Source organism: Sphingobacterium chuzhouense (assembly GCF_014692525.1).
GTDB classification, from domain to species: domain Bacteria; phylum Bacteroidota; class Bacteroidia; order Sphingobacteriales; family Sphingobacteriaceae; genus Sphingobacterium; species Sphingobacterium chuzhouense.
Window position 1 is genome coordinate 1,016,200 of the sequence record NZ_JACNYL010000002.1, and the last position, 20,771, is coordinate 1,036,970.

The following is a 20,771-nucleotide window of genomic DNA, read 5'->3' on the forward strand; positions in this document are numbered from 1 at the left end:
CTTTTTTACTTAAATTGTCGTTATATTACTTTAATTTCCCTAATTCCCGCATAATCACTTTAGCCATTTCTTTAGAGCTGAATGGATTTTGTCCGGTGATTAGATTTCTATCTACGACAACGTTGGATGTCATCGGAATAAATGCTTTCCTATAATCAGAACCTCTTTCTATTAGACCGGCTTCCAGATTAAACGGAACTTCCTTTTTTCGTTTGGCAAGACTTTCTTCAAACCAATTAAAACCCGTGATTTTTTTATCTTTTATTAGATAGTCACCGTTGGATAATTTTACATTCAACAAGCCGCCAACACCATGGCAGATCGCACCTATCATGCTACCCGCTTCGTATTGATTTCTGATAATGGACTGCATTGTCTCATTATCGGGAAAATCGTACATCGTGCCATGTCCGCCAGCTAAATAAACCAAGTCAAATGATTCGCTTTCTACTTCGTTCAAACTTTTGCTATTTTCCAATAACGCGCGAAATGACATATCGTTCCAATACTGTTTAGAAACCTCGTCAAGCGTAAATCTTTTTAGACTTTCGGGATCAATGGGTACGTTTCCACCGTTCGGACTCGCAATGGTAATTTCATAGCCCTTTTCTTTTGCTTCGTGATACAAATGTGTCAGTTCACTTAACCACAAACCTGTTTCCAGATTTCCAATGGCATAGGTATTGATGTTTGTCACAATGATTAGAATTTTCAAAATGCCCATAATGCTATTTTTTAGTATTACAAAATTCATAATAAAAATCAAAGCAGATGTAGCCCTATCGAAGTAAGTTGTAACAAAATCTCTGCCTTCTAACCAGCTTCCATGCTTATCGGCAAAATAACAGATAAGTCAACACGTTAAATTTTGTGAAGACGGGGAAGAACAATAAATAATTCCTTAAATTGCCTGCTTTATAAACCCAGCACATTGTATCGTTAAATTGAAGATTATGTGGACATTTGCGATTAAACAGAAAATGACGGCGGCGATACTGTTATTCGGTGTGATTGGCCTGGTTATGTTGACCAATATGCGTGAACAACGAATCGCCACACGGATAAGCGCTGCAGTTACTTCCATCTATGAAGATCGACTGGTAGTAGCACAATATATTCTTCGACTATCAAAACAAATAGATAGCATCATCGCCGTTTTGGAAAAGGAGAAAGATGACGTGACTATACAGATAAACAACCATCTAGCGGACGTAACCGCACTAAATGAATTATACGAAAAGACGATACTTACGGAAATGGAAAAAGCTAATTTTGATATTTTCAAACAACTGTGTCAGACTATATCCTTAAACAACAAAATTGGCAACCATACTTCAGCACTATTGGCTGCTCACGAAGCCGGGGAAACGTTGCAAACACTTTCCTCGATACAAGTAGAGGAAGGAAAAAATCAACTAGACGAGGTACTAAATATGACTAATTTCTCAAACATACTATCCTATTTAGAGTTGGCGATTCTGATCATCATCGCCGTAATCATCCAAATGCTCGTATTTGCTTCGAAGACAATCATAGGCGCCAGAAAGCCGACACGCGAAAACATGAATTAACGTATGCGAAAAATTCCGTAAAACCTCACGTTTTAGTTTTCTCGACCACAAATTGTCGTCTCTCTAAAACTGAAACTCTAGGGACTTCAATTACGTTGTAACCATATTCTAAATAGGTTTCTTTCATTTTATTAAAGGTGAATAAAGCCTCGTTCCAAGATTGCTTCCGCTCATTATCCGTTTCGTAGATCTCTTTCCACGGAGGAAGGATAAAGACATTTTTATTATACATGTATGTATGGATAACGTCCACCGCTTCCCTGGATACAGGAATATTTTCCATATTCATATAGCAAACTGTATCTAAAATCCCTCGATCAAAATATATGGGTCCAGTAAAATTGTCATTTTTGATTTTCTCAAAGATCCTTACAGATGCGTCGAACATCAATTGAGCATATAAGACTTTGTTTCTCCAGGGCAAACCGTCACCACCAATCGCTAACTGATTTTTAATAATTCTTCTCGCCTCTTCTTCAGCCGTTAAAAAACCTGCTTGTCTAAGTTCATTTATAAGTGTTGTTTTCCCGACCCCTGGACCACCGCTAATTATATGAAAATTGTTTTTTCTCATTCACTGGGTCTTATTACCAAAATCTTAATCGAGTTCTGCCGATCTCGCCCAGATATTCAGCCCGCCATCCGTTGCAAAACGATCTATTTCCGTAAGTTCGGCTTCGGTAAAATCAAGATTATTTATAGCGCCTACGCAATCCATAACCTGCTCTGGCCTACTGGCTCCGATAAGGGCTGAAGTAATCCGTCTTTTTTTGAGAACCCAAGCAATCGCCATCTGTGCAAGTGTTTGGCTGCGGCTTTCAGCAATGGCGTTGAGTGCTCTTACCTTTTCCAGGTTTTCATTGCTTAGAAAATTCGGATTTAACGACTTATGTTGACTTGCACGGCTGCCTTCGGGTATATCCTTTAGATATTTTGTAGTGAGCATGCCTTGGGCAAGCGGAGAAAAGACAATCGAGCCTAAGCCAAGTTCATCAAGTGTATCGATTAGACCGTCATCTTCAATCCAACGATTAAGCATAGAGTAACTTGGTTGATGTATAAGACATGGCGTTCCGAGATCGTTAAGTATAGCGACGGCTTCTTTCGTACGTTTACTATTGTAGGAAGAAAGCCCTACATATAATGCCTTACCGGATCGTACAATCTGATCCAGCGCTTGCATTGTTTCCTCCAGCGGCGTATTGGGGTCAAAACGGTGGGAATAGAAAATGTCAACGTATTCAAGCCCCATTCGTTTAAGACTTTGATCACAGCTTGCTATAAGGTATTTTTTGCTTCCCCATTCGCCATATGGTCCCGGCCACATATCGTAACCCGCTTTTGTAGAAATAATAAGCTCATCACGCAGACCTGCAAAGTCTTCTTTTAATATCCTACCGAAAGCTAATTCTGCCGTTCCTGGAGGTGGGCCGTAGTTATTTGCAAGGTCAAAATGGGTAATCCCCAGATCAAATGCCGTCCGGCAAATCTGCTGTTTGATACGGTGGGGTTTGTCGTCACCGAAATTATGCCATAGGCCCAACGATATCGCGGGTAATTTCAAACCGCTGTTGCCGCATTTATTATATACCATTTGCTGGTATCTATCTGGATTTGGAGTATAATGCATATCTTCGATTTATTTTTTTGTTCGTCCGTTATCGTACGCTAATATACCACAATAGACAGCAATCTATATACGATTACTATGAGAATTGAATTTTTTATTAAAGCATTTACAGAACTGAATACGACGGAACTTTATCAAATATTGAAGCTACGAAGTGAGGTTTTTGTTGTAGAACAGCATTGTGCTTATCAGGATATAGATGATAAAGATCAAAATAGTTATCATCTGATGTGTTTTGTAAACGATCATCTTGCCGGATATACAAGACTTCTTCCACCAGGCGTATCTTATGACGAAGCCTCTATCGGAAGAGTAGTGGTTGGATCTGATTTCAGAAGGTTGACATTAGGGAAACAGCTTATGGAAAATTCCATCGCATCTTGTGAAGAGCTTTTTGGAAGTTCAACTATCCGTATAGGAGCACAAACATATTTGAAAAAATTTTATAACGCATTAGGCTTTATAGAAACAGGAGAACCTTACGACGAAGATGGAATACCGCATATAGAAATGGTCAAAATATAGCTTTTATACTAAAAAAGTAGCCCAATCAGAATTAGTCTCATAATCCAATACAGGATCAGCATCGTTTTTAGAATTCAGTTGTCCATTGAACATCGCTAAATCTCTAAGGATATATTGACGTGTAATTTCAACCAGTTGCTTATTAAATCCGTCCAATATGAGAACAAATTGGAAACTGATTACCCGAGCGATCATACTGCCAAGCGTTACCAAATCACGTTGTTTTATTGCGCCATCGATATTAAAGTCTAAATACGTCCGAAAGAAGTCTGCACTTAAGTTCGTACGGTTGTAGGCAATTAAGAATCTTAATAAGTTGTCCTCTTTTACTTTACGCATCAATTTAAGTATACCCTCTGCAATCTGCGCATACAACATCTCATTGGAGCCTTCGAAAATCTGAAATGGCCGGCTATCAACGGTAGCTCTACCTGCCACGTGATCTAAGCGAAACCCATTCGCACCGGCCAGTTGTAGGCTAACCTGTGCCGATTCTTGCATCAGGTCGGTTACCAGCGCCTTTAACGTATTGGCTTCAATACTAAGTGCTGCTAGATTGTGCTCAATGCCGCTTTGTTCCACACTAAATGCGCACATGCCCGAACAGATGGTATAAGCTGCCTGAATTCTTGCCAGCTGGTATTTTACGGAATCAAGATTTGATAACGGAACACCACCTACTATTCTTGTCTGACAGTGTTGCAACGATTCGTCTAATAACCTTTTAATGAACCCCATACCCATACCAGGGAATTGTAACCTACTGCGGTGGAGCATATCTAACATCAATTTGATCCCAGTACTTTCTGGCAGTAGCTTCTGTTCCTCGGGTACTACAACATCGATCTCATTGATACCGTAGGGAATCGCATATAATCCAAGGTTATTATAACGGTGTACCATCGGAATATGTTGTTCAGGTACACTATTATCCGTAACAAAGAAATCGATATCTCTGGCTAAATCACCATTTGCGTTAAATTTGCGAGCAGTTACTAACCAAAAGTCTGCTGCACCACTCAAGCCTTGCCAATGCTTTTGTCCTTTAATATGGTAACCGTTTCCTACCTGTTGGTAAGCTGTTTTCATGTTCAACGCATCGCTTCCATAAGCTTTTTCCGTGATCATCAGCCCACCCATAGCATTGTTTTCGATAAATTGCTTAAACACGCGCTCTTGAACAGAATAATTTCCATATTTTGCCAGGGGCTCTAAGAACAACGCGATATTGATCCCGAACATCAGGGAAAGTGCCAATGATTCATAAGACGCTGCTGAAAGAACACTCAAACATTCTTTAACAGAAACACCCCGCCCCCCATACAGTGCCGGAACCGCAACTGCCAAAGGCTTTTTTCTCATGATCTCGGAAAGAAAGTCGGCCGGAAGGTCCCGATGAAGACTCATTGCATTATAATCAAATTCTTCACGAAACAAATGCTTTAGGTGCTTTCTGAAATCGGTAATATACGTGTTAAAGTCAATCTGTTCTCTTACTGCGTTCATGTCAATCCTATTTTTCTTAAATATCCGTTGGTGCTGTCTATAAAAAGACTTAAGCAACTTGAAACAAAATTAAGTAGTTAGGAAAAAAAAGACCATGAGGACTTGGACAATATATAGGACAAAACGTGCATATCACTATTTTAAATCACTTAACATTTTTCCGATAGTCGGAAGGTGATATACCCACAATCTTTTTGAAAAGGCGCGCAAAATAAGAAGGATCAGCGAAATCTAACTCATAGGCGATGGTCGCCACGCTTTTACTGGTCTCCAATAATAAAAGTTGACTATAAATAATCGTAACCTCCAAGATGAGTTCCTTTGACGATTTTTTAAATACAGAAGAAACACATCGATTGAGGTAATTGATCGATACGGCCAGTCGATCTGCATAAAAATCAACCGCTTTATGTTTTTTAAAATGTAGATGTACCAATTGTTTGAAAGCAATGGCAATTTCTTGCCGACGTTCTAATGACCTATTTGCCTCAGACAATTTGATTATCTTCAAAATAACCGTCTTGAAAATACTTTCATACAGTTCTTTGTAAGGTAATTCGTTATAGATCTCTTTATACAATAGATCAAGCAGTATGTTCAACTCTTGGCTGTCGGACTCCACTAGATTAAGTAAGGGGGAAATCGTAAAGATATTTAAGATTTCCTGCTCTCTGAACAAGGATGTCATGGCCTGTTCTTTAATCAAGACACAATAGCCTTGTGCAGACTTATCAACCGAATGGATGGCGGATATATGTCCATAGTTACAAATTAACACGGCCGGAGCCTGAACCATAAAAGTTGTCGATTCAATTTGCTGCGTGAAATATCCCTCGGTGATATAAATCAACAGATTATAGCCAAAAAAAATCGGAGGAATAGGTATTTTTAGATAGGGCGCTATATCCTTTAATGAAAATATCTTAATCGGTGTTTGGATGTAGGTCAGGTGATCGACGCTGCCGTCCATGAACTTGGAAACAAACTCGTCTGCGTTTATTTGATTCTTTTCCATACCTTTTCCTTGTATTCCACTTACGTCCTACATATAAATTTAGTAAACCTATTTCTTCCGGAAGACCCGGATCATTGAGAAATCACCAGTTTTGATATTCCACGTATATTCAAACGCGATAGAATACCCTTTAGATTGCAGGATATATGTATCGTCGTTCACTGTACTACGTATATAATGTCGAAAACCGCACATCGCATTTTTCCCGATTTCATTAATATCTTGATTGAAAGGAAACATACCGTTGGTAACGGAAAATAGATAGTGCGCGGCTTCATCGGGTTGTATGATATTTGACGGCAATGCTTCTTTTAACCTTTCTTCTTCTTCCGTGGGTAGATTACTGAGCTCTTCCCAGTCTGCTCCAAGGGCAACACCTTTTTCAAGGTCGTTAAGTATCCCATTTCGTACGTTGGAAAAACGTGCCTGATGTTCTGTATAAAATGTGCTGAGACGTTGATTGACTGTATCTCGCCATGCATGCGCATCCGCTCCGCGTAAGAGATCGACCGTATACGTATTCCAACGAACCTCAGTCATGTCTTGATAAAGCGCATCTATCTCAAAACGTTGTGCATAAGGGATAAAAGGAAGTTGAAGTTGCAGATATTCCGGCATATTTGGTGCCGTGTACAACAAATCGCTTACTATCATCGTACTGAGATCTAAATCGAACCGTAACGCATAGGCTCTATTGACAACCCAGATTTGCCATTTGTCATCTTCTACGTTCGTTGCAAAAATTTGCTGACCAAATGTATAGGGAATACTCGCTTCTGTCATCCCAATTCCCGCAGCTTGATAAATACCCGGTTGTATTAAACCATGTATCAAGTTGCCAATTTCGACAGGTTTATAGCACTGCGATAACGTAACCGTTGTAAATTTCGGATTGCTTAGCATCGTTATTAAATCACGGTTCTGTACACTATCAAAGGGTATAGCCAATAGACCTTTCAGTGGTTGTGGAATTTCCCGTAAATATTTTTTACGTAATGCCGTGGTCGTGGCGCTTTCTTTATCTGTAAAATCAACCATCGGATCAAATAAAGCATATTGCTGTTCAACCGTGAGTGTTGAATCGGATAATTTGTCCGTTATTTCCGGGAGAAATCGAAAAAAAGCTTCTTTAATTTTTTGCTTGTGGTTTTCCAGCTTGCGGTCGTAAACTTGAGAAAAAGACGCAAAACTAATCACTAGAAAAAGTAAAGTCGCTATTGTCTGCTTATGGTTTAACATACCAATATATTAGAATAACGAATATCGAAAAGTTTCAAAACAGAGGCAATTTCTATATATTCCGAAGATAACCTTGGAAACTATCTTGAAACTGCAACCCATTATCCAACCTATATTTACTTAATTTATTGTATAAAGTCAATCCCCAAAGCACCAATTCACTTAGAAAATAGATATCTTCCGGTTTGGTATCTGGTTGATACTGCCGTATCAATGCACGGATAGGCTCTACTTGATCCAATGCTTGCTGATAATCCGCATCCGTGAGATCATCCGGCAATTCGATACCGTCCGAATCCGAGAACCAGCGTACAATTTCATCGTATGGATATCGTTCGTTTTCCTTTTCCAGTTTTTCAATTTTGGGGAATAAGGTGGGAAATAACGTCTTTATAGCATTTTCGATCAGCTGTATAGCGACCGATGCCGCTCCCTCCTGCTCACCTTCGTACACCAGTTCCACTTTTCCAGTTATAGCCGGCACGATCCCCATAAAATCGCTTAGCCGTACTGTAGTCGACGTATCACCATTCCGCAACATACGCAGTTCTGCTGTACTCAGCAGATTCTGGAATGCGGTGATACTCATGCGCGCACTGACGCCACTTTTCGTATCGATATATTCGCTATTCCGGGCTTCGAAACTGATCTGCTCCAAGATTTCACGCGCTAATTCTGGCACATAGATCTGTTCTTTTTGTCCAGCTTCCAGATCCGCTTCCTGTGCCGTAATTGTTTTGGCCACCGCTACCGAAGTAGGGTAATGTGTCAAAATCTGCGATCCTATGCGGTCTTTCAATGGGGTTACGATACTTCCCCGATTGGTATAGTCCTCCGGATTGGCTGTAAACACAAACTGTACATCCAACGGCAGACGTAATTTGAATCCTCGTATTTGTATATCGCCCTCCTGCAATATATTGAAGAGCGCCACTTGAATTCTGGCTTGCAAATCTGGCAGTTCGTTGATTACAAATATCGAACGGTTCGCCCGAGGTATCATTCCAAAATGGATTACGCGATCGTCGGCATAGCTCAGCCGCAGATTCGCCGCTTTGATGGGATCAACATCACCGATCAGATCGGCTACGGTTACATCCGGGGTCGCCAGTTTCTCTGCAAAACGCTCGCTCCTATGAAGCCAGCTGATGGGTGTGTCATCCGCTTTATCGCGCAGTAATTCGACAGCATAACGCGATATGGGATTATACGGATCATCGTTGATTTCCGATCCCTCCACGACGGGGACGTATTCATCCAACAAATTGACCATTAGCCGCGCCAATCGGGTCTTCGCCTGACCACGAAGTCCCAGCAAATTGATATTGTGTTTGGAAAGAATAGCGCGTTCCAATTCTGGGATAACGGTATCTTCGTAGCCGTGGACACCTTCAAAAACTGTTTCACCCTTCTGTATCATTGTTACCAAATTTTGGCGTAACTCTTCTTTTATCGTTTTGGGTGTATAACCTGCTTTCTTTAATTCTCCAAAAGTTTTAATATTCGTATAATCCATATATTCTTTTTAAAGACGCGCATGAGCGCGCGAAAAATCGTTATTCTAAATGTTCTTAAACCAATGTTTACCGGATTCTCTTTTTGCGATTTTCTTCATAATCTTCGAAAATCATCTCGCCTAAGTCTCCCAGTCCGGTATAGTAGGCTTTACCCCGATTCGACGCGGTAAATTCATCGACAAATTCCTGCAGATAGGGATCAGCAGTAATCATAAATGTTGTAATAGGTATCCCCAACTTTCGTGCCTGTGCAGCCACGCTGTAGCATTTGCTGGTAATAAAAGGATCTAAGCCCATAGGGTTTTTATAATATGTACCATCTGGCATGTTCAAGCAGCTGGGTTTACCATCCGTAATCATAAATATTTGCTTATTTGCGTGCCGCTTCCGCCGGAGTATGTCCATAGCTAGCTGCACACCGGCAACGGTGTTGGTATGAAACGGGCCAACCTGCAAGTACGGCAGATCTTTGATCGCTATAGGCCAAGCATCGTTGCCAAAGACGATAACATCCAGCGAATCTTTGGGGTAGCGTGTAAGGATAAGTTCGGACAACGCCATGGCGACTTTCTTCGCTGGCGTAATCCGGTCTTCCCCGTATAGAATCATGCTATGGCTGATATCAATCATCAGCACCGTACTCATCTGTGATTTGAACTGCGTATCCTCTATAACTAGATCATTCTCTGACAAACTGAAATCCCCTATTCCATGATTAATCTGCGCATTTTTCAAACTCTCGGTCACGGATATTTTCTCTAGGCTATCCCCATATTGATAGTCTCTAAAATCTCCCGTGTTCTCATCACTATGCCCTTGGTAGTTGGTTTTATGATTCCCGGACTTACCTTTGCGCATCTTGCCAAAAATCTGATCGAGGGCGTTTTGTCGGAGGGCTTTCTCCATCTTAGAAGTGAGGTCGGTACCGCCTTCTCCACCAAAACCGATACGCTCCACAATATACCCCTTATTCTTCAGATCTTCAATAAAATCGTCTATCGTATATTCCGGGGTGGTCAACTTGAATTCCTTATCCAGTTCCCGTAACCAATCAATGGCTTCGTCAAAGTCACCGGAAGTATGGGTGACGAGCTCTTTGAAAATATCAAATAACTTGTCAAAAGGCGTCTGAAAGGGCTCTTCAAATTGCTTGAAGACAAACCCTTTATTTCTTTCCGCTTTCTTCATATGATAAATTTACGATATAATAATCTTTATCGCGTCTGAAAAAAGTAAGAATATTTAAAATAGATGCGCACGAAGTGTTCAAATAAACTTCATTTCCGTGGCTTTATGGATCAACGATACCGAATTGCTCACGCGGAACTTCTGCAGGAGATTCCGCCGGTGGCTTTCCACTGTCAGCGGGCTGATAAACATGAGTTCGCCGATCTTTGGCGTCGTATATCCTTTAGCCATTAAAGCAAGTACTTCTCGCTCCCTTTCTGTTATTTTAGGCACGGTATCCCGTTTATCAGACAATACTTCGCTCATTTCTTTGCTCAACACTTGCTCTCCTTGATAGACGGCTTGTATGGCGTCGATCAATTCTTCTGCGGACACATTCTTTAGCAGATAACCGGCTGCGCCGGCCTGCATCATGCGCGAAGCAATACTTCCTTCGTTTAGGTTACTAATGGCAATGATCCGTGTATTCGGGTATGACTTCTGGATAAGTTCGGTAGCGTCAATCCCGTTTATATCGGGCATATTAATATCCATCAGCGCGATGTCTATCTGTTCGGTCTGTAAAAAGTCCAAAGCATCGTTAGCTCGGGTGAACGTCTTTTTAAGTAGGATATCGGTACTCCTATTTAAAATAAACTCAAACCCATTTAGCACCAACGGGTGGTCGTCGATAATGATAACAGAGATAACTTTATCCATATATATCAAGTTGAATGTGAAACGACGCACCTCTACCTGCCGCCGCATCGATCTCCAATTGCCCATTTAATATTTCTACGCGGTTGCGGATGTTGGAAATCCCAATTCCTTCTTTTTCAAACAGATCATTTTTGACGTCAAATCCTCGTCCGTTGTCTTCTACAGAGATAAAAAATTTCCCGCCGTCTTGGCTACATTGTACCCAAACTTGCGAAGCTCCGCTGTGTTTTACCGCGTTGGTTAACAATTCCTGTACAATACGATATACAGCGATCTGAAAAGGTTGCGGATAATTGTCGTTCAAATTTGATGACTGAAAATCAACCTTTAATTCAGCATTGCTCATCGCATTGCATAGGTCCTGCAAAGCGGCTTCAAGCCCCATGTACAATAAGGACTCGGGCATCATGTTACGCGCCACTCGGCGTAGTTCGTTAACCGAATGGTCTAATTGATTGATAATGGTATATAATTCCATGTTGGACTCCTTATTGATCTCTTGTTTGTCAACATTTGTAGCAACTGCAGATAATTTCAGTTTAACACTTGCCAACATGCCGCCTAAGCCGTCGTGCAAGTCTCTGGCTATTCGACTACGTTCACGTTCCTGCCCTTGCAGCATCGCATGATACAGGTTCAGCTTTTCTTGCTGACGGTGATTTTTTAGTTCCTCCTGCAACAGCAATTCTTTTTGTGCCGCTAACTTTTTTTTGTTTTTCAGCGCGTTATACCAAATATAGCTGACCACACCTAATATAATACTGGTTAGCAACAGAGCACCCGCCAGCATACGTGTATTTTGTAAGGAAAGTTGCTGTTTTTGGTTTTCGGTCTTTATTTGAAGAAATGCTTTCTCTTTTTCAGCCGTCTGGTATTTCTTTTCCAGCTCATGGATTTGTTCTTGGCTCTTATCAGAAAAAAGGGTATCGGACACATTTTTATATGCTTCATACCATTTGACCGCCTCTTGGTATTGGCGTAATTCAGTGGCGGTAGTAGCTAGATTATAGTATACCATTTGCTTATTTCGCAAAGAGGATTTTTGCCGTACATAGGGCAATACCTCCAGCAACTTTTTCTTTGCGGGAGCGTATTGGTTATTCGCTTGGTAGGCCGCAAATTGGTCAAAAAGTAACGTAGCGACTAAATCGTCATTGTTCTGCATTTTTGCTGCGGAGAGCCCGCTTTCGAAATGTGCATGTGCTTTCTCATAATTTTTTATCGCTGCCCAATGACTTCCCGAAACGGAATGGTATATCGGGATATAGGCAGAGCGCGGAATCTGGACGGCCAATACCGCAGCGCTATCTAAAAAGTCACCCGATTTATGGTAATTTTTATAGAGCAAAGCATTACGTGCTACATTGATAAAAAGTGTAAAACGCACTTCCAATGCCTCTTTCTTCCCTTTAAGTAACTGCAGCGCTTTTTCATAATATTCATCCGCTTTTTCATAATCTCCCAAATTCATCAGATTCATCGCGACATTTTGGAAATTATTTCCCATTAAGGAAGAGTCTCCGATATCTTTAGCTAAGGGTATGACTTTTTCTATTAGAATTTCAACATATTCATATGCTTTACCTTCGCGTTGCAATAAAGCCCCGTAGCTTCCCCATAAACGTGCACGGTAGCGTGAAGCTTCCGTACGTTTTTCTGCGTTTACGTTTTTAAGGAAGTTCTCCGCTTCCATATAATTTTGTTTGGCTTTATCAGGATCGGCCTCAAAATACACTGCTGCACGATAAAAGCTTTTCACTCCCCGATAGTATATGGAATTGCCTGTTTGCCCTAATACTGTTTCAGCATCGCGTATAAACGAAAACGCTTTAGTTGTATCGTAGTCTGACCAAAAAAAACTTAAATCAAACAGCGCATGAGCTTTTTCTTCATGGTCTTTTATCTGCTGAAGTTGTCGATACAAGCTATCGCTATGCTGATTTAGTTCATCTTTAGATTGGCTAAACCCTTGCGTTATGATAAAAAGCCAATAAACAAGCAATCCGAGTTTCTGTGTCATGTGAAATGTAATCACTGATTGTTTTTGAAATTACGGATAAATACGCAAACTAACAATCGGGAACCATCCCCATGGTCATACCATTAGGTCCCCATATCGGAACCATACGCATTTGACAGCCGGATCCGTCGTCATCATTTTCTGTGACCTCACGCCTGGTATCGAAATCAAGCTCCAATCTCGTTCCTTTGGGAAAGCTCTCCGTCTCCTGTTTGAATATGGCGATCATTTTCATTTGTCCAAGTTCTCGCTCCAATTTCCCATCGAAATCCATCTCTTGCATTTCGGAAACGAATTTTCCATTTATAATCTGATCAACAACCTTAAAATAAATATCGGGATTTTCATTTCCCATATAAAAAGACTTCTGATCGAATTTTCCACGTATTTTAATATTGATCTCACCCAAATCTTCTATATCTGACAGAAAAACAATTGACACCGAATCTTGCGTATCTTCGATAAGGGCGATACTTCCCTCTCCCGAAAGATCCAGTTCATTTCCCCCATCCAATGAAATACTGCCTTGAACTGTTCCTTTGTAGGGTATGCCACCGTAAAGGCTGTTAAAATCTTCGCCTTCCTGAGCTTGGTTATCTTCTTTGGTACATCCTAAACACAGGATGGATACCATGAATAATATTATTTTCTTCATTGCTATCTCATTTAAATTATCTCCATACCATTTGTCCACCTGCTGCGGCAATACGATCCTGACCGTTGACAATGACGGGGATAACGCCCGGCGAGTTGGGTTCGATTGGATCTACATTATACTGCTTTCCGTCATTTGGAATAATCTTCATATACCACATGTAACCAAATGGCCCCGTTTGCTTATATTCGCTACCTACCAACAGGTATTTTCCATCAGGGGAAAACTGAGGTACAGATTCCTTAAAATTACTGGTGGTCACTTGTTTTAAATTGGAACCATCAATATCCATCGTGTAAATGTGATTTGCGATGTGCAAAGCGAGTTGTGTTCCTGCCTGATTAACCGTCAATTCGTCCCAATCTTCATAATCCATTTCCTTTATTAATGTTCCGGAACTGTAAGGAGGAGCAATCCGGATAATATATTTACCATGGGTAATGACGATGTTATTGTCAGGCAACCAAAGACGTGCTTCGTTAAAACCAAGCCGCTCTCCATTAATGTCTACAATACGTGTCACGAACTCACCGTTTCTCTTTAGAATCGTAATACCATCCTCTCTATCGTTGGAGGTTACCAGAATTAAGCTGTTATCCGGGGACAGATAGCCCTGACAGTAGCTATTCCCCTCAGGGCTGTTGTATATAAACTCCTCTATGACGTTACCGTTATTGATGTCACTGATTGTGAACCGGACATCATATTGTCCTAAAGTGCTGGCATTCACAACCGTCAGTTTCGTCTTTCCGTCCCGTGAAATATCAAAGTTGTTGAGTTTCGAGTCATTCGGAATAAAAGAACTCCCCGTACCGTCCGGTAAACTTATTTTTAGAATACCTTCCGTTGCCCAGTCGTAATAGATTGTTCCTTTCATTTCGGACGGATAGCTTCCGTCAGGATTGCCTTCCCCGTTGTTTTCATCCTTGGAGCATCCAACAAAAAGAAAACAAATCGTGATCAATATCGATGCAGCTAACTTTTTCATATCTTCATCTTTAAAATATCTACTCTCAAAGTTACGGGAGAATGCAAAAGCATTCAATCCACGAAAACAAGGGTTTTTAAATTAGCGGCACTACTATTGTAAAGTATTACAACAACAAACTACTTATACAGATGAAATATTTTATATTATGTGTTATCGCGCTAGCTTCATGCACAGGTAACACGAATCGGAACAGCGAGGAGTCAAAACGGATTCACCAAGATACGATAGAGGCAACCGTAAACAACAAACCAGAGCAGAAATCACATTGTTTCATCCGAACAGAGGGAGCGGACCAGCAGGATACAACAACGGTTAGATTAACTGTAAATACTAATAAGGTGGAAGGTGAGATGAATTGGATACCAAAAGAAAAAGACAGTCGTAAAGGAACGTTGGTCGGAATTATTTCTGGAGATGAAATCAATGCGGTATGGCATTACATGCAAGAAGGTATGAAAGATTCGATGGAGGTGGCGTTTAAGTTTACGTCCGATCAATTAGCTCAAAAACCACTAAAGGTCAACACCAGCACCGGCGTACAGGAGACTGACAAGGCTGCAGACTATACATTGTTGTATACACCGATTGGTTGTGACAACTAAAGACCAGCAAATTATTGCGAAATCCCCTAATTCTTCCATTGCGGATCTTATAGCCCTTATAGGGCTATTTTTTTTATCCTTATTAAAAAAATAGTATAAAAAAGTTCTTTATCAAAACTAATAAAGTATATTTACGTTCTAATTAACAGAGTTAAAGTATTAAAATATACTATAATGAACTATATACTTCTAAGGGATATTATAAACCTAGTTGAAAAGTTTGAGATGGAAAATAAAAACTATACAGCAGATATATCGGGATTCAAACATTGGATTTATGATGAAATACGCGTCCAGGAAAACGTCATAGATGAGCCAGACTGGGAAGGTAAAGAAAACGGACGCAGTCCAGAAAGTGTTATTAATACACTGATTGTACACATGAATCGTTACGCAAAGACCTATTCCAAATCTGCTATGCATAATTCCGAATTTTCTACACAGGAAGAGTTTATTTATCTCATCAATCTTCAAGCCTTTGGTTCCATGACAAAAATGGAACTGATCAAAAAAAACATTCAAGATAAACCCACAGGTATGCAAATCATCAATCGGCTTATCGCACAGGGTTGGATAGTACAAAAAAAATCAGAAACGGATAAAAGAAGTAAGATAATCAATATTACAGCCTCCGGCATAAAGGTATTGGAAAAACAGATGGATAAAATACGACAAGCGACTTCCATCGTGACAGGAAACTTGAATCATTTAGAGAAGATGGAATTGATAAGGCTCTTGGACAAATTGGATCATTTTCACAAACCTATCTTTCTGCGAAATATCGAGAATCCCGAATTGCTGGATAGTGTAACGAGAGAATATTTATCGGATAAAATGTAAAAAATGAGTAAGAAAATAGCCATAATAGGTTCTGGTTTTTCAGGGATGTCTGCTGCGGCGTACGTGGCAAAAGCAGGAAACGAGGTGCATGTCTTTGAGAAACATCCCCAACCCGGGGGTAGGGCGAGACAATTTTCCACGGAACAGGGTTATGTTTTCGATATGGGGCCAAGTTGGTATTGGATGCCGGACATTATAGAAAACTTCTTTGCTGATTTTGGACACAAAATCGCTGATTTCTTTGAATTGATTTCCTTAAATCCTCAATTTGAGATGATTTTTACCGACGATAAAATTTCCATTCCCCAACGATACGAAGATTTAAAAGACCTATTTGGACGAATAGAGATTGGAGCAGATCATCAATTAGAAAGATTTATGCAATCTGCAAAATTCAAATATGAAGTCGGTATGCAGGATTTTGTTAATAAGCCATGTCACAACTGGTTAGAGTTTATCTCGCCAAAAATTGCCAAAAGCGCCTTCAAACTTGATTTACTAACAAATTTCAGGACGTATGTCGCTAAATATTTTACCGATAAAAAATTGAGGGCTTTAATGGAATTTCCTGTGATATTTCTGGGGGCTTCTCCTAAAAATATCCCTGCATTATATAGTTTAATGAATTATGGAGGATACGCCTTGGGGACTCATTATCCTATAGGTGGCTTTTATCAATTGGTATTAGCGATGCAAAATGTATCGGAAAATGAAGGAGCAGTTTTTCATTTCGATCATACCGTAGAAAAAATAAATGTAGCAGACGGAAAAATAACGTCACTTGCTATCAATGGAAAACATTACGAATTTGACGCAGTCATTGCTTCATCCGATTATCATCATACAGAAAAACTTTTGCCCAAAGAATTTAGGAACTATGACGAAAAATATTGGCAGCAGCGTACTTTTACTCCCTCCTGCCTGATATATTATTTAGGAATCAATGAATCCATCCCGAACCTAAAGCACCATACCCTATTTTTTGAAAATGATCTGGACGAGCATATTGACTGCATTTATAGTGAAAAAAAATGGCCGGAAAAACCATTGTTTTATGCTTGTTGTCCCTCAAAAACAGATGTAAATGTTGCTCCGAAAAACTGTGAGAATCTGTTTTTACTCATGCCATTGGCCACCGGGATCGACGACGGAGAAGAAATAAGGGAAAAATACTTGCAAGAAATGCTTTTAAGAGTAGAGCAGCATACACGCACAAATAATTTGTTTTCGAAAATTGATTACAAGAAAAGTTATTGTGTAAGTGATTTTGTAGCGGATTATAATGCCTATGGTGGTAATGCCTACGGTCTCGCCAATACCTTAAAGCAAACAGCTGTATGGAAACCCAAAATTAGAAATAAAAAGATAAGCAATTTGTTTTATACTGGTCAATTGACAGTTCCTGGACCAGGAGTACCTCCCTCTATTATCTCGGGAAAAATAGCGGCCAACGAAATCCACCACCTAAAATAAAAAGCTATGAAAAGATTATTTGATGAGTTAGCTTACGAAGTAAGTAAAAAAACGACTGAAAAATACAGTACCAGTTTTTCGTTAGGCATCTTAGCCTTGAGTCCTACGATCCGCCGAGCAGTTTACGCTATTTATGGATATGTAAGATTGGCAGATGAAATTGTGGATAGTTTTCACGGTTATGACAAAAAAAAATTACTCGATAGGCTCAGAATAGAAACCGATGTTGCGTTAGCGGAAGGTATTGCACTAAACCCTATTTTACAATCATTCCAGGAAGTGGTTAATAAATACCACATTGACAAAGCGCTCATCAAGCAGTTTCTTCACAGCATGGAAATGGATCTACAAAAAATGGATTACAACTCGGAACTGTACAAGGATTATATCTACGGATCTGCCGAGGTGGTGGGCTTGATGTGCTTGCAGGTATTTATCGAAGGCGATAAAAAGCAATACGAAGAGTTGAAGCCCCATGCCATGAAGCTTGGTTCGGCATTTCAGAAAGTGAACTTTTTAAGAGATTTGAAAGATGATTATCAAACATTAGGACGCACTTATTTCCCTAATATTGACATGTGTGCATTTGACAATGGTGTAAAGGGTCAGATCGAGCATGACATAGAATCGGAATTTAAGGAAGCTCTCATCGGCATTAAGAAACTCCCTACTTCGTCCATGTTTGGTGTGTATTTAGCTTATAAATACTATCTATCGTTATTTCGCAAGATTAAAAAGAAATCATCTGCGGAAATCTTGGAAAATAGGATCAGAATTCCGAATGCTCAAAAAGCATTCGTTGCACTCACAAGTTACGTACGTTATAAAATGGCATTACTATGATGAATTTTGTAATTATACTCATGGTTTTTATATTAATGGAAGGCGCTACCTGGCTTATCCATAAATATATTATGCACGGTCTTCTTTGGAGTTTACATAAAGACCATCACGACCATGGCCACGATGGCCCATTAGAGCGAAACGACTGGTTCTTTTTCATATTTGCAACGCCTGCTATCGCACTAATGTACTTTGGAGCGGAGGCTGGATATAATTATTTATTTTATGTAGGAGTTGGTATTACGTTATATGGCATGGCTTATTTTTTTGTACATGATATATTTATACATCAACGTATAAGTATTTTGAGAGATACCAAGAATCCATATTTGCTATCCATCAGAAGAGCGCATAAGCAACATCACAAACACATAGGAAAGGAACATGGTGAATGTTTTGGATTTTTATGGGTACCGGTTAAATATTTTAAAATGTACTTCAATAAAAAATAATGTTACAGCCCTATACTTATCTATTGATTAACTTCTTTACGATCATTATTTGCTTTATCGCATCTTTTGACAAGAGAATCCGGTTTCATAAACACTTCGGCACATTTCTGCTTGCAAGTATCGTAGTTGCGATCCCTTTTATCGCTTGGGATATCTGGTTTACTGCTAAGGGTGTTTGGTGGTTCAACAATGATTATACGTTGGGAATCATATTGGCGGGATTACCTATTGAAGAATGGCTATTTTTTTTCTGTATTCCTTTTTCCTGCATCTTCACTTATTTCTGCATCGACAAATTTTTCCATTTAGCGTGGCTCAGTGCTTTTAATAACATCATTGTCTTTGTGAGTGTGATTATATTATCTGTTACAGCCTTATTGAACGATGATAAAATATACACCCTTGTAACAGCAATCACCGCCATAGCCACACTCGTGTATTTACATCTTATTGCCCGAGTGGATTGGATTGGCAAAGCATCGTTGATATTCACCGTATTATTGTTAGGTTTTTTTCCGGTTAATGGTATCCTAACCGGCACAGGGCTAGATGCGCCAATTGTAAACTATAACCCTGCTGATTTTTTAGGAATAAGAATCCTGACGATTCCCATTGAAGACGCTGTTTATGGTTACAAACAGTTTTTGTTGGTTCTCTATTTTTTCAAACTATTTCAACGTAAACAATATGGTGGCAAAAAATAAAATTTCTCTTTTTTGGTTTCGTAGAGATTTACGCTTAACGGATAACGTAGGCTTATATCAGGCTCTTTCTTCAGAATTTCCTGTTTTGCCTATTTTTATTTTCGATCAAAATATATTGGATAGATTGACCAATAAAAATGATAGGCGGGTAGATTATATCCATCAGGTACTTACACAGATCAATATGCTTTTAAAATCACGGGGTTCTGCTCTCAAAACCTTTTACGGATCCCCACTTGATATCTTTAAAATGCTGGTCGATGAATTTGAGATCCAAACCGTTTTTTGCAATAGGGATTATGAACCTAGTGCTATCCGGCGCGATACAGAAATATATAATTTTTTAAATGAACGTGACATTCGTTTTCAAGCATGCAAAGATCAGGCGATTTTTGACAAAAACGATATCGTAAAAAACGATAGCTCGCCTTATACAATATACACACCTTATGCCAAAAAGTGGAGGGAAAAATTAAAGGTTGAACACTATAAGTCGTATAACATAAAATTAGAAAATCTTTATCCTCAATCTTTTTCGGAAATTATTTCTTTAGATGATATTGGGTTTGGGAAGACAGATATGGTTTTTGAGAATCCTACGTTAAAAGCGGGTATCATTGATCAGTACGACAAATTTCGGGATTATCCTGCTCTGCAAAAAACAACGCAATTAGGCATTGCTTTACGATTTGGCACAATAAGCATTCGAAAGTGTGTAGCTTTTGCTATCAAGCACAATCAAATCTGGCTGTCCGAACTTATCTGGAGGGAGTTTTTTATGCAAATCCTTTATCATTTCCCAGCCGTTGAACAGGAGTCGTTCAAAAAGCAATATGATCATATTAAATGGCAGAATGACGAAACGGAATTTGAAAAATGGTGTGCTGGTAAAACGGGCTTTCCAATGGTGGATGCAGGTATGCGACAACTCAATGAAACGGGGTATATGCATAATCGTGCAAGGATGGTTGCTGCCAGTTTTTTATGTAAACATCTGCTTATAGATTGGCGTTGGGGTGAAAACTACTTTGCTGGCAAGCTTAACGATTACGACTTGTCAGCTAACAACGGCAATTGGCAATGGGCAGCGGGATCAGGTTGCGATGCCGCGCCTTATTTTCGGGTCTTTAATCCTACTACCCAGATAGAAAAATTCGATAAAAATTTAGAATATATAAAAAAATGGTTGCCGGAGTTCGGAACCGATGCTTATCCTCCACCAATAGTTGAACACAGCTTTGCAAGAGACAGAGCGCTGCGCGTATATGGAGAAGCGTTAAAATGAACTATCCAGAACCATG

At 39.7% G+C, this 20,771-nt stretch carries 21 protein-coding genes; 9 read left to right on the forward strand and 12 right to left on the reverse strand.

Going from position 1 to position 20,771, the window contains the following annotated elements; genetic code table 11:
* Positions 1-25: 25 nt before the first annotated feature.
* Positions 26-724, reverse strand: coding sequence for a type 1 glutamine amidotransferase domain-containing protein (locus H8B21_RS10750; protein ID WP_190313747.1), 699 nt, complete (start codon positions 722-724; stop codon positions 26-28).
* Between the two features lie 229 nt (positions 725-953).
* On the opposite strand from H8B21_RS10750, the gene H8B21_RS10755 reads away from it, so the two are divergent.
* Positions 954-1,571: an MCP four helix bundle domain-containing protein gene (locus H8B21_RS10755; protein WP_190313748.1), complete on the forward strand. Its 618-nt coding sequence runs from the start codon at positions 954-956 to the stop codon at positions 1,569-1,571.
* 25 nt (positions 1,572-1,596) lie between these two features.
* On the opposite strand, the gene H8B21_RS10760 is transcribed toward H8B21_RS10755, so the two are convergent.
* Positions 1,597-2,145, reverse strand: coding sequence for an AAA family ATPase (locus H8B21_RS10760; protein WP_190313749.1), 549 nt, complete (start codon positions 2,143-2,145; stop codon positions 1,597-1,599).
* Positions 2,146-2,169: 24 nt separating this feature from the next.
* Positions 2,170-3,201, reverse strand: a complete 1,032-nt coding sequence (gene mgrA, locus H8B21_RS10765) for an L-glyceraldehyde 3-phosphate reductase (RefSeq protein WP_190313750.1) — start codon at positions 3,199-3,201, stop codon at positions 2,170-2,172.
* Between the two features lie 78 nt (positions 3,202-3,279).
* Between mgrA and H8B21_RS10770 the strand changes: the two genes are divergently transcribed.
* Complete coding sequence (locus tag H8B21_RS10770; RefSeq protein ID WP_190313751.1) at positions 3,280-3,726, forward strand: GNAT family N-acetyltransferase; 447 nt, start codon at positions 3,280-3,282, stop codon at positions 3,724-3,726.
* 3 nt (positions 3,727-3,729) lie between these two features.
* On the opposite strand, the gene H8B21_RS10775 is transcribed toward H8B21_RS10770, so the two are convergent.
* From H8B21_RS10775 to H8B21_RS10815, 9 genes are all read right to left on the reverse strand, one after another.
* On the reverse strand, positions 3,730-5,232 hold the full coding sequence (locus H8B21_RS10775; RefSeq protein WP_190313752.1) for an acyl-CoA dehydrogenase family protein: 1,503 nt from the start codon (positions 5,230-5,232) through the stop codon (positions 3,730-3,732).
* Between the two features lie 145 nt (positions 5,233-5,377).
* Positions 5,378-6,247, reverse strand: coding sequence for a helix-turn-helix domain-containing protein (locus H8B21_RS20810; protein WP_190313753.1), 870 nt, complete (start codon positions 6,245-6,247; stop codon positions 5,378-5,380).
* Positions 6,248-6,295: 48 nt separating this feature from the next.
* The gene (locus tag H8B21_RS10785) at positions 6,296-7,486 is read right to left on the reverse strand and encodes a hypothetical protein (protein WP_190313754.1); all 1,191 of its coding nucleotides are present in this window, start codon (positions 7,484-7,486) and stop codon (positions 6,296-6,298) included.
* Between the two features lie 52 nt (positions 7,487-7,538).
* Positions 7,539-9,002 (reverse strand): sigma 54-interacting transcriptional regulator, encoded by a 1,464-nt coding sequence (locus H8B21_RS10790; protein ID WP_190313755.1) that lies wholly within the window; start codon positions 9,000-9,002, stop codon positions 7,539-7,541.
* Positions 9,003-9,069: 67 nt separating this feature from the next.
* Positions 9,070-10,191 (reverse strand): vWA domain-containing protein, encoded by a 1,122-nt coding sequence (locus tag H8B21_RS10795; protein WP_190313756.1) that lies wholly within the window; start codon positions 10,189-10,191, stop codon positions 9,070-9,072.
* 78 nt (positions 10,192-10,269) lie between these two features.
* A complete protein-coding gene (locus H8B21_RS10800) occupies positions 10,270-10,890 on the reverse strand; it encodes a response regulator transcription factor (protein WP_190313757.1) in 621 nt (206 codons plus the stop codon).
* Positions 10,883-12,910 carry a tetratricopeptide repeat-containing sensor histidine kinase gene (locus H8B21_RS10805; RefSeq protein ID WP_190313758.1) on the reverse strand — a complete coding sequence of 676 codons (2,028 nt, stop codon included), beginning with the start codon at positions 12,908-12,910 and terminating at the stop codon, positions 10,883-10,885. The genes H8B21_RS10800 and H8B21_RS10805 overlap by 8 nt, the downstream gene beginning before the upstream one ends.
* A 49-nt stretch (positions 12,911-12,959) precedes the next feature.
* On the reverse strand, positions 12,960-13,565 hold the full coding sequence (locus H8B21_RS10810) for a hypothetical protein (protein WP_190313759.1): 606 nt from the start codon (positions 13,563-13,565) through the stop codon (positions 12,960-12,962).
* Between the two features lie 16 nt (positions 13,566-13,581).
* On the reverse strand, positions 13,582-14,553 hold the full coding sequence (locus H8B21_RS10815) for a TolB family protein (protein WP_190313760.1): 972 nt from the start codon (positions 14,551-14,553) through the stop codon (positions 13,582-13,584).
* A 131-nt stretch (positions 14,554-14,684) separates the two neighbouring features.
* Here H8B21_RS10815 and H8B21_RS10820 point away from each other — a divergent pair, with 131 nt between their 5' ends.
* The 7 genes from H8B21_RS10820 (at position 14,685) to H8B21_RS10850 (ending at position 20,755) form a co-directional block, all read left to right on the forward strand.
* Positions 14,685-15,158, forward strand: coding sequence for a hypothetical protein (locus H8B21_RS10820; RefSeq protein WP_190313761.1), 474 nt, complete (start codon positions 14,685-14,687; stop codon positions 15,156-15,158).
* Positions 15,159-15,332: 174 nt separating this feature from the next.
* On the forward strand, positions 15,333-15,998 hold the full coding sequence (locus H8B21_RS10825) for a MarR family winged helix-turn-helix transcriptional regulator (protein WP_190313762.1): 666 nt from the start codon (positions 15,333-15,335) through the stop codon (positions 15,996-15,998).
* A 3-nt stretch (positions 15,999-16,001) separates the two neighbouring features.
* Positions 16,002-17,471 (forward strand): phytoene desaturase family protein, encoded by a 1,470-nt coding sequence (locus H8B21_RS10830; protein WP_190313763.1) that lies wholly within the window; start codon positions 16,002-16,004, stop codon positions 17,469-17,471.
* Positions 17,472-17,477: 6 nt separating this feature from the next.
* A complete protein-coding gene (locus tag H8B21_RS10835; RefSeq protein ID WP_190313764.1) occupies positions 17,478-18,314 on the forward strand; it encodes a phytoene/squalene synthase family protein in 837 nt (278 codons plus the stop codon).
* Positions 18,311-18,766 carry a sterol desaturase family protein gene (locus H8B21_RS10840; RefSeq protein ID WP_223814964.1) on the forward strand — a complete coding sequence of 152 codons (456 nt, stop codon included), beginning with the start codon at positions 18,311-18,313 and terminating at the stop codon, positions 18,764-18,766. Before H8B21_RS10835 ends, H8B21_RS10840 begins: the two co-directional genes overlap by 4 nt.
* The gene (locus H8B21_RS10845; protein ID WP_190313765.1) at positions 18,766-19,470 is read left to right on the forward strand and encodes a lycopene cyclase domain-containing protein; all 705 of its coding nucleotides are present in this window, start codon (positions 18,766-18,768) and stop codon (positions 19,468-19,470) included. Before H8B21_RS10840 ends, H8B21_RS10845 begins: the two co-directional genes overlap by 1 nt.
* Positions 19,454-20,755 (forward strand): cryptochrome/photolyase family protein, encoded by a 1,302-nt coding sequence (locus tag H8B21_RS10850; protein ID WP_190313766.1) that lies wholly within the window; start codon positions 19,454-19,456, stop codon positions 20,753-20,755. The genes H8B21_RS10845 and H8B21_RS10850 overlap by 17 nt, the downstream gene beginning before the upstream one ends.
* Positions 20,756-20,771 lie beyond the last annotated feature (16 nt).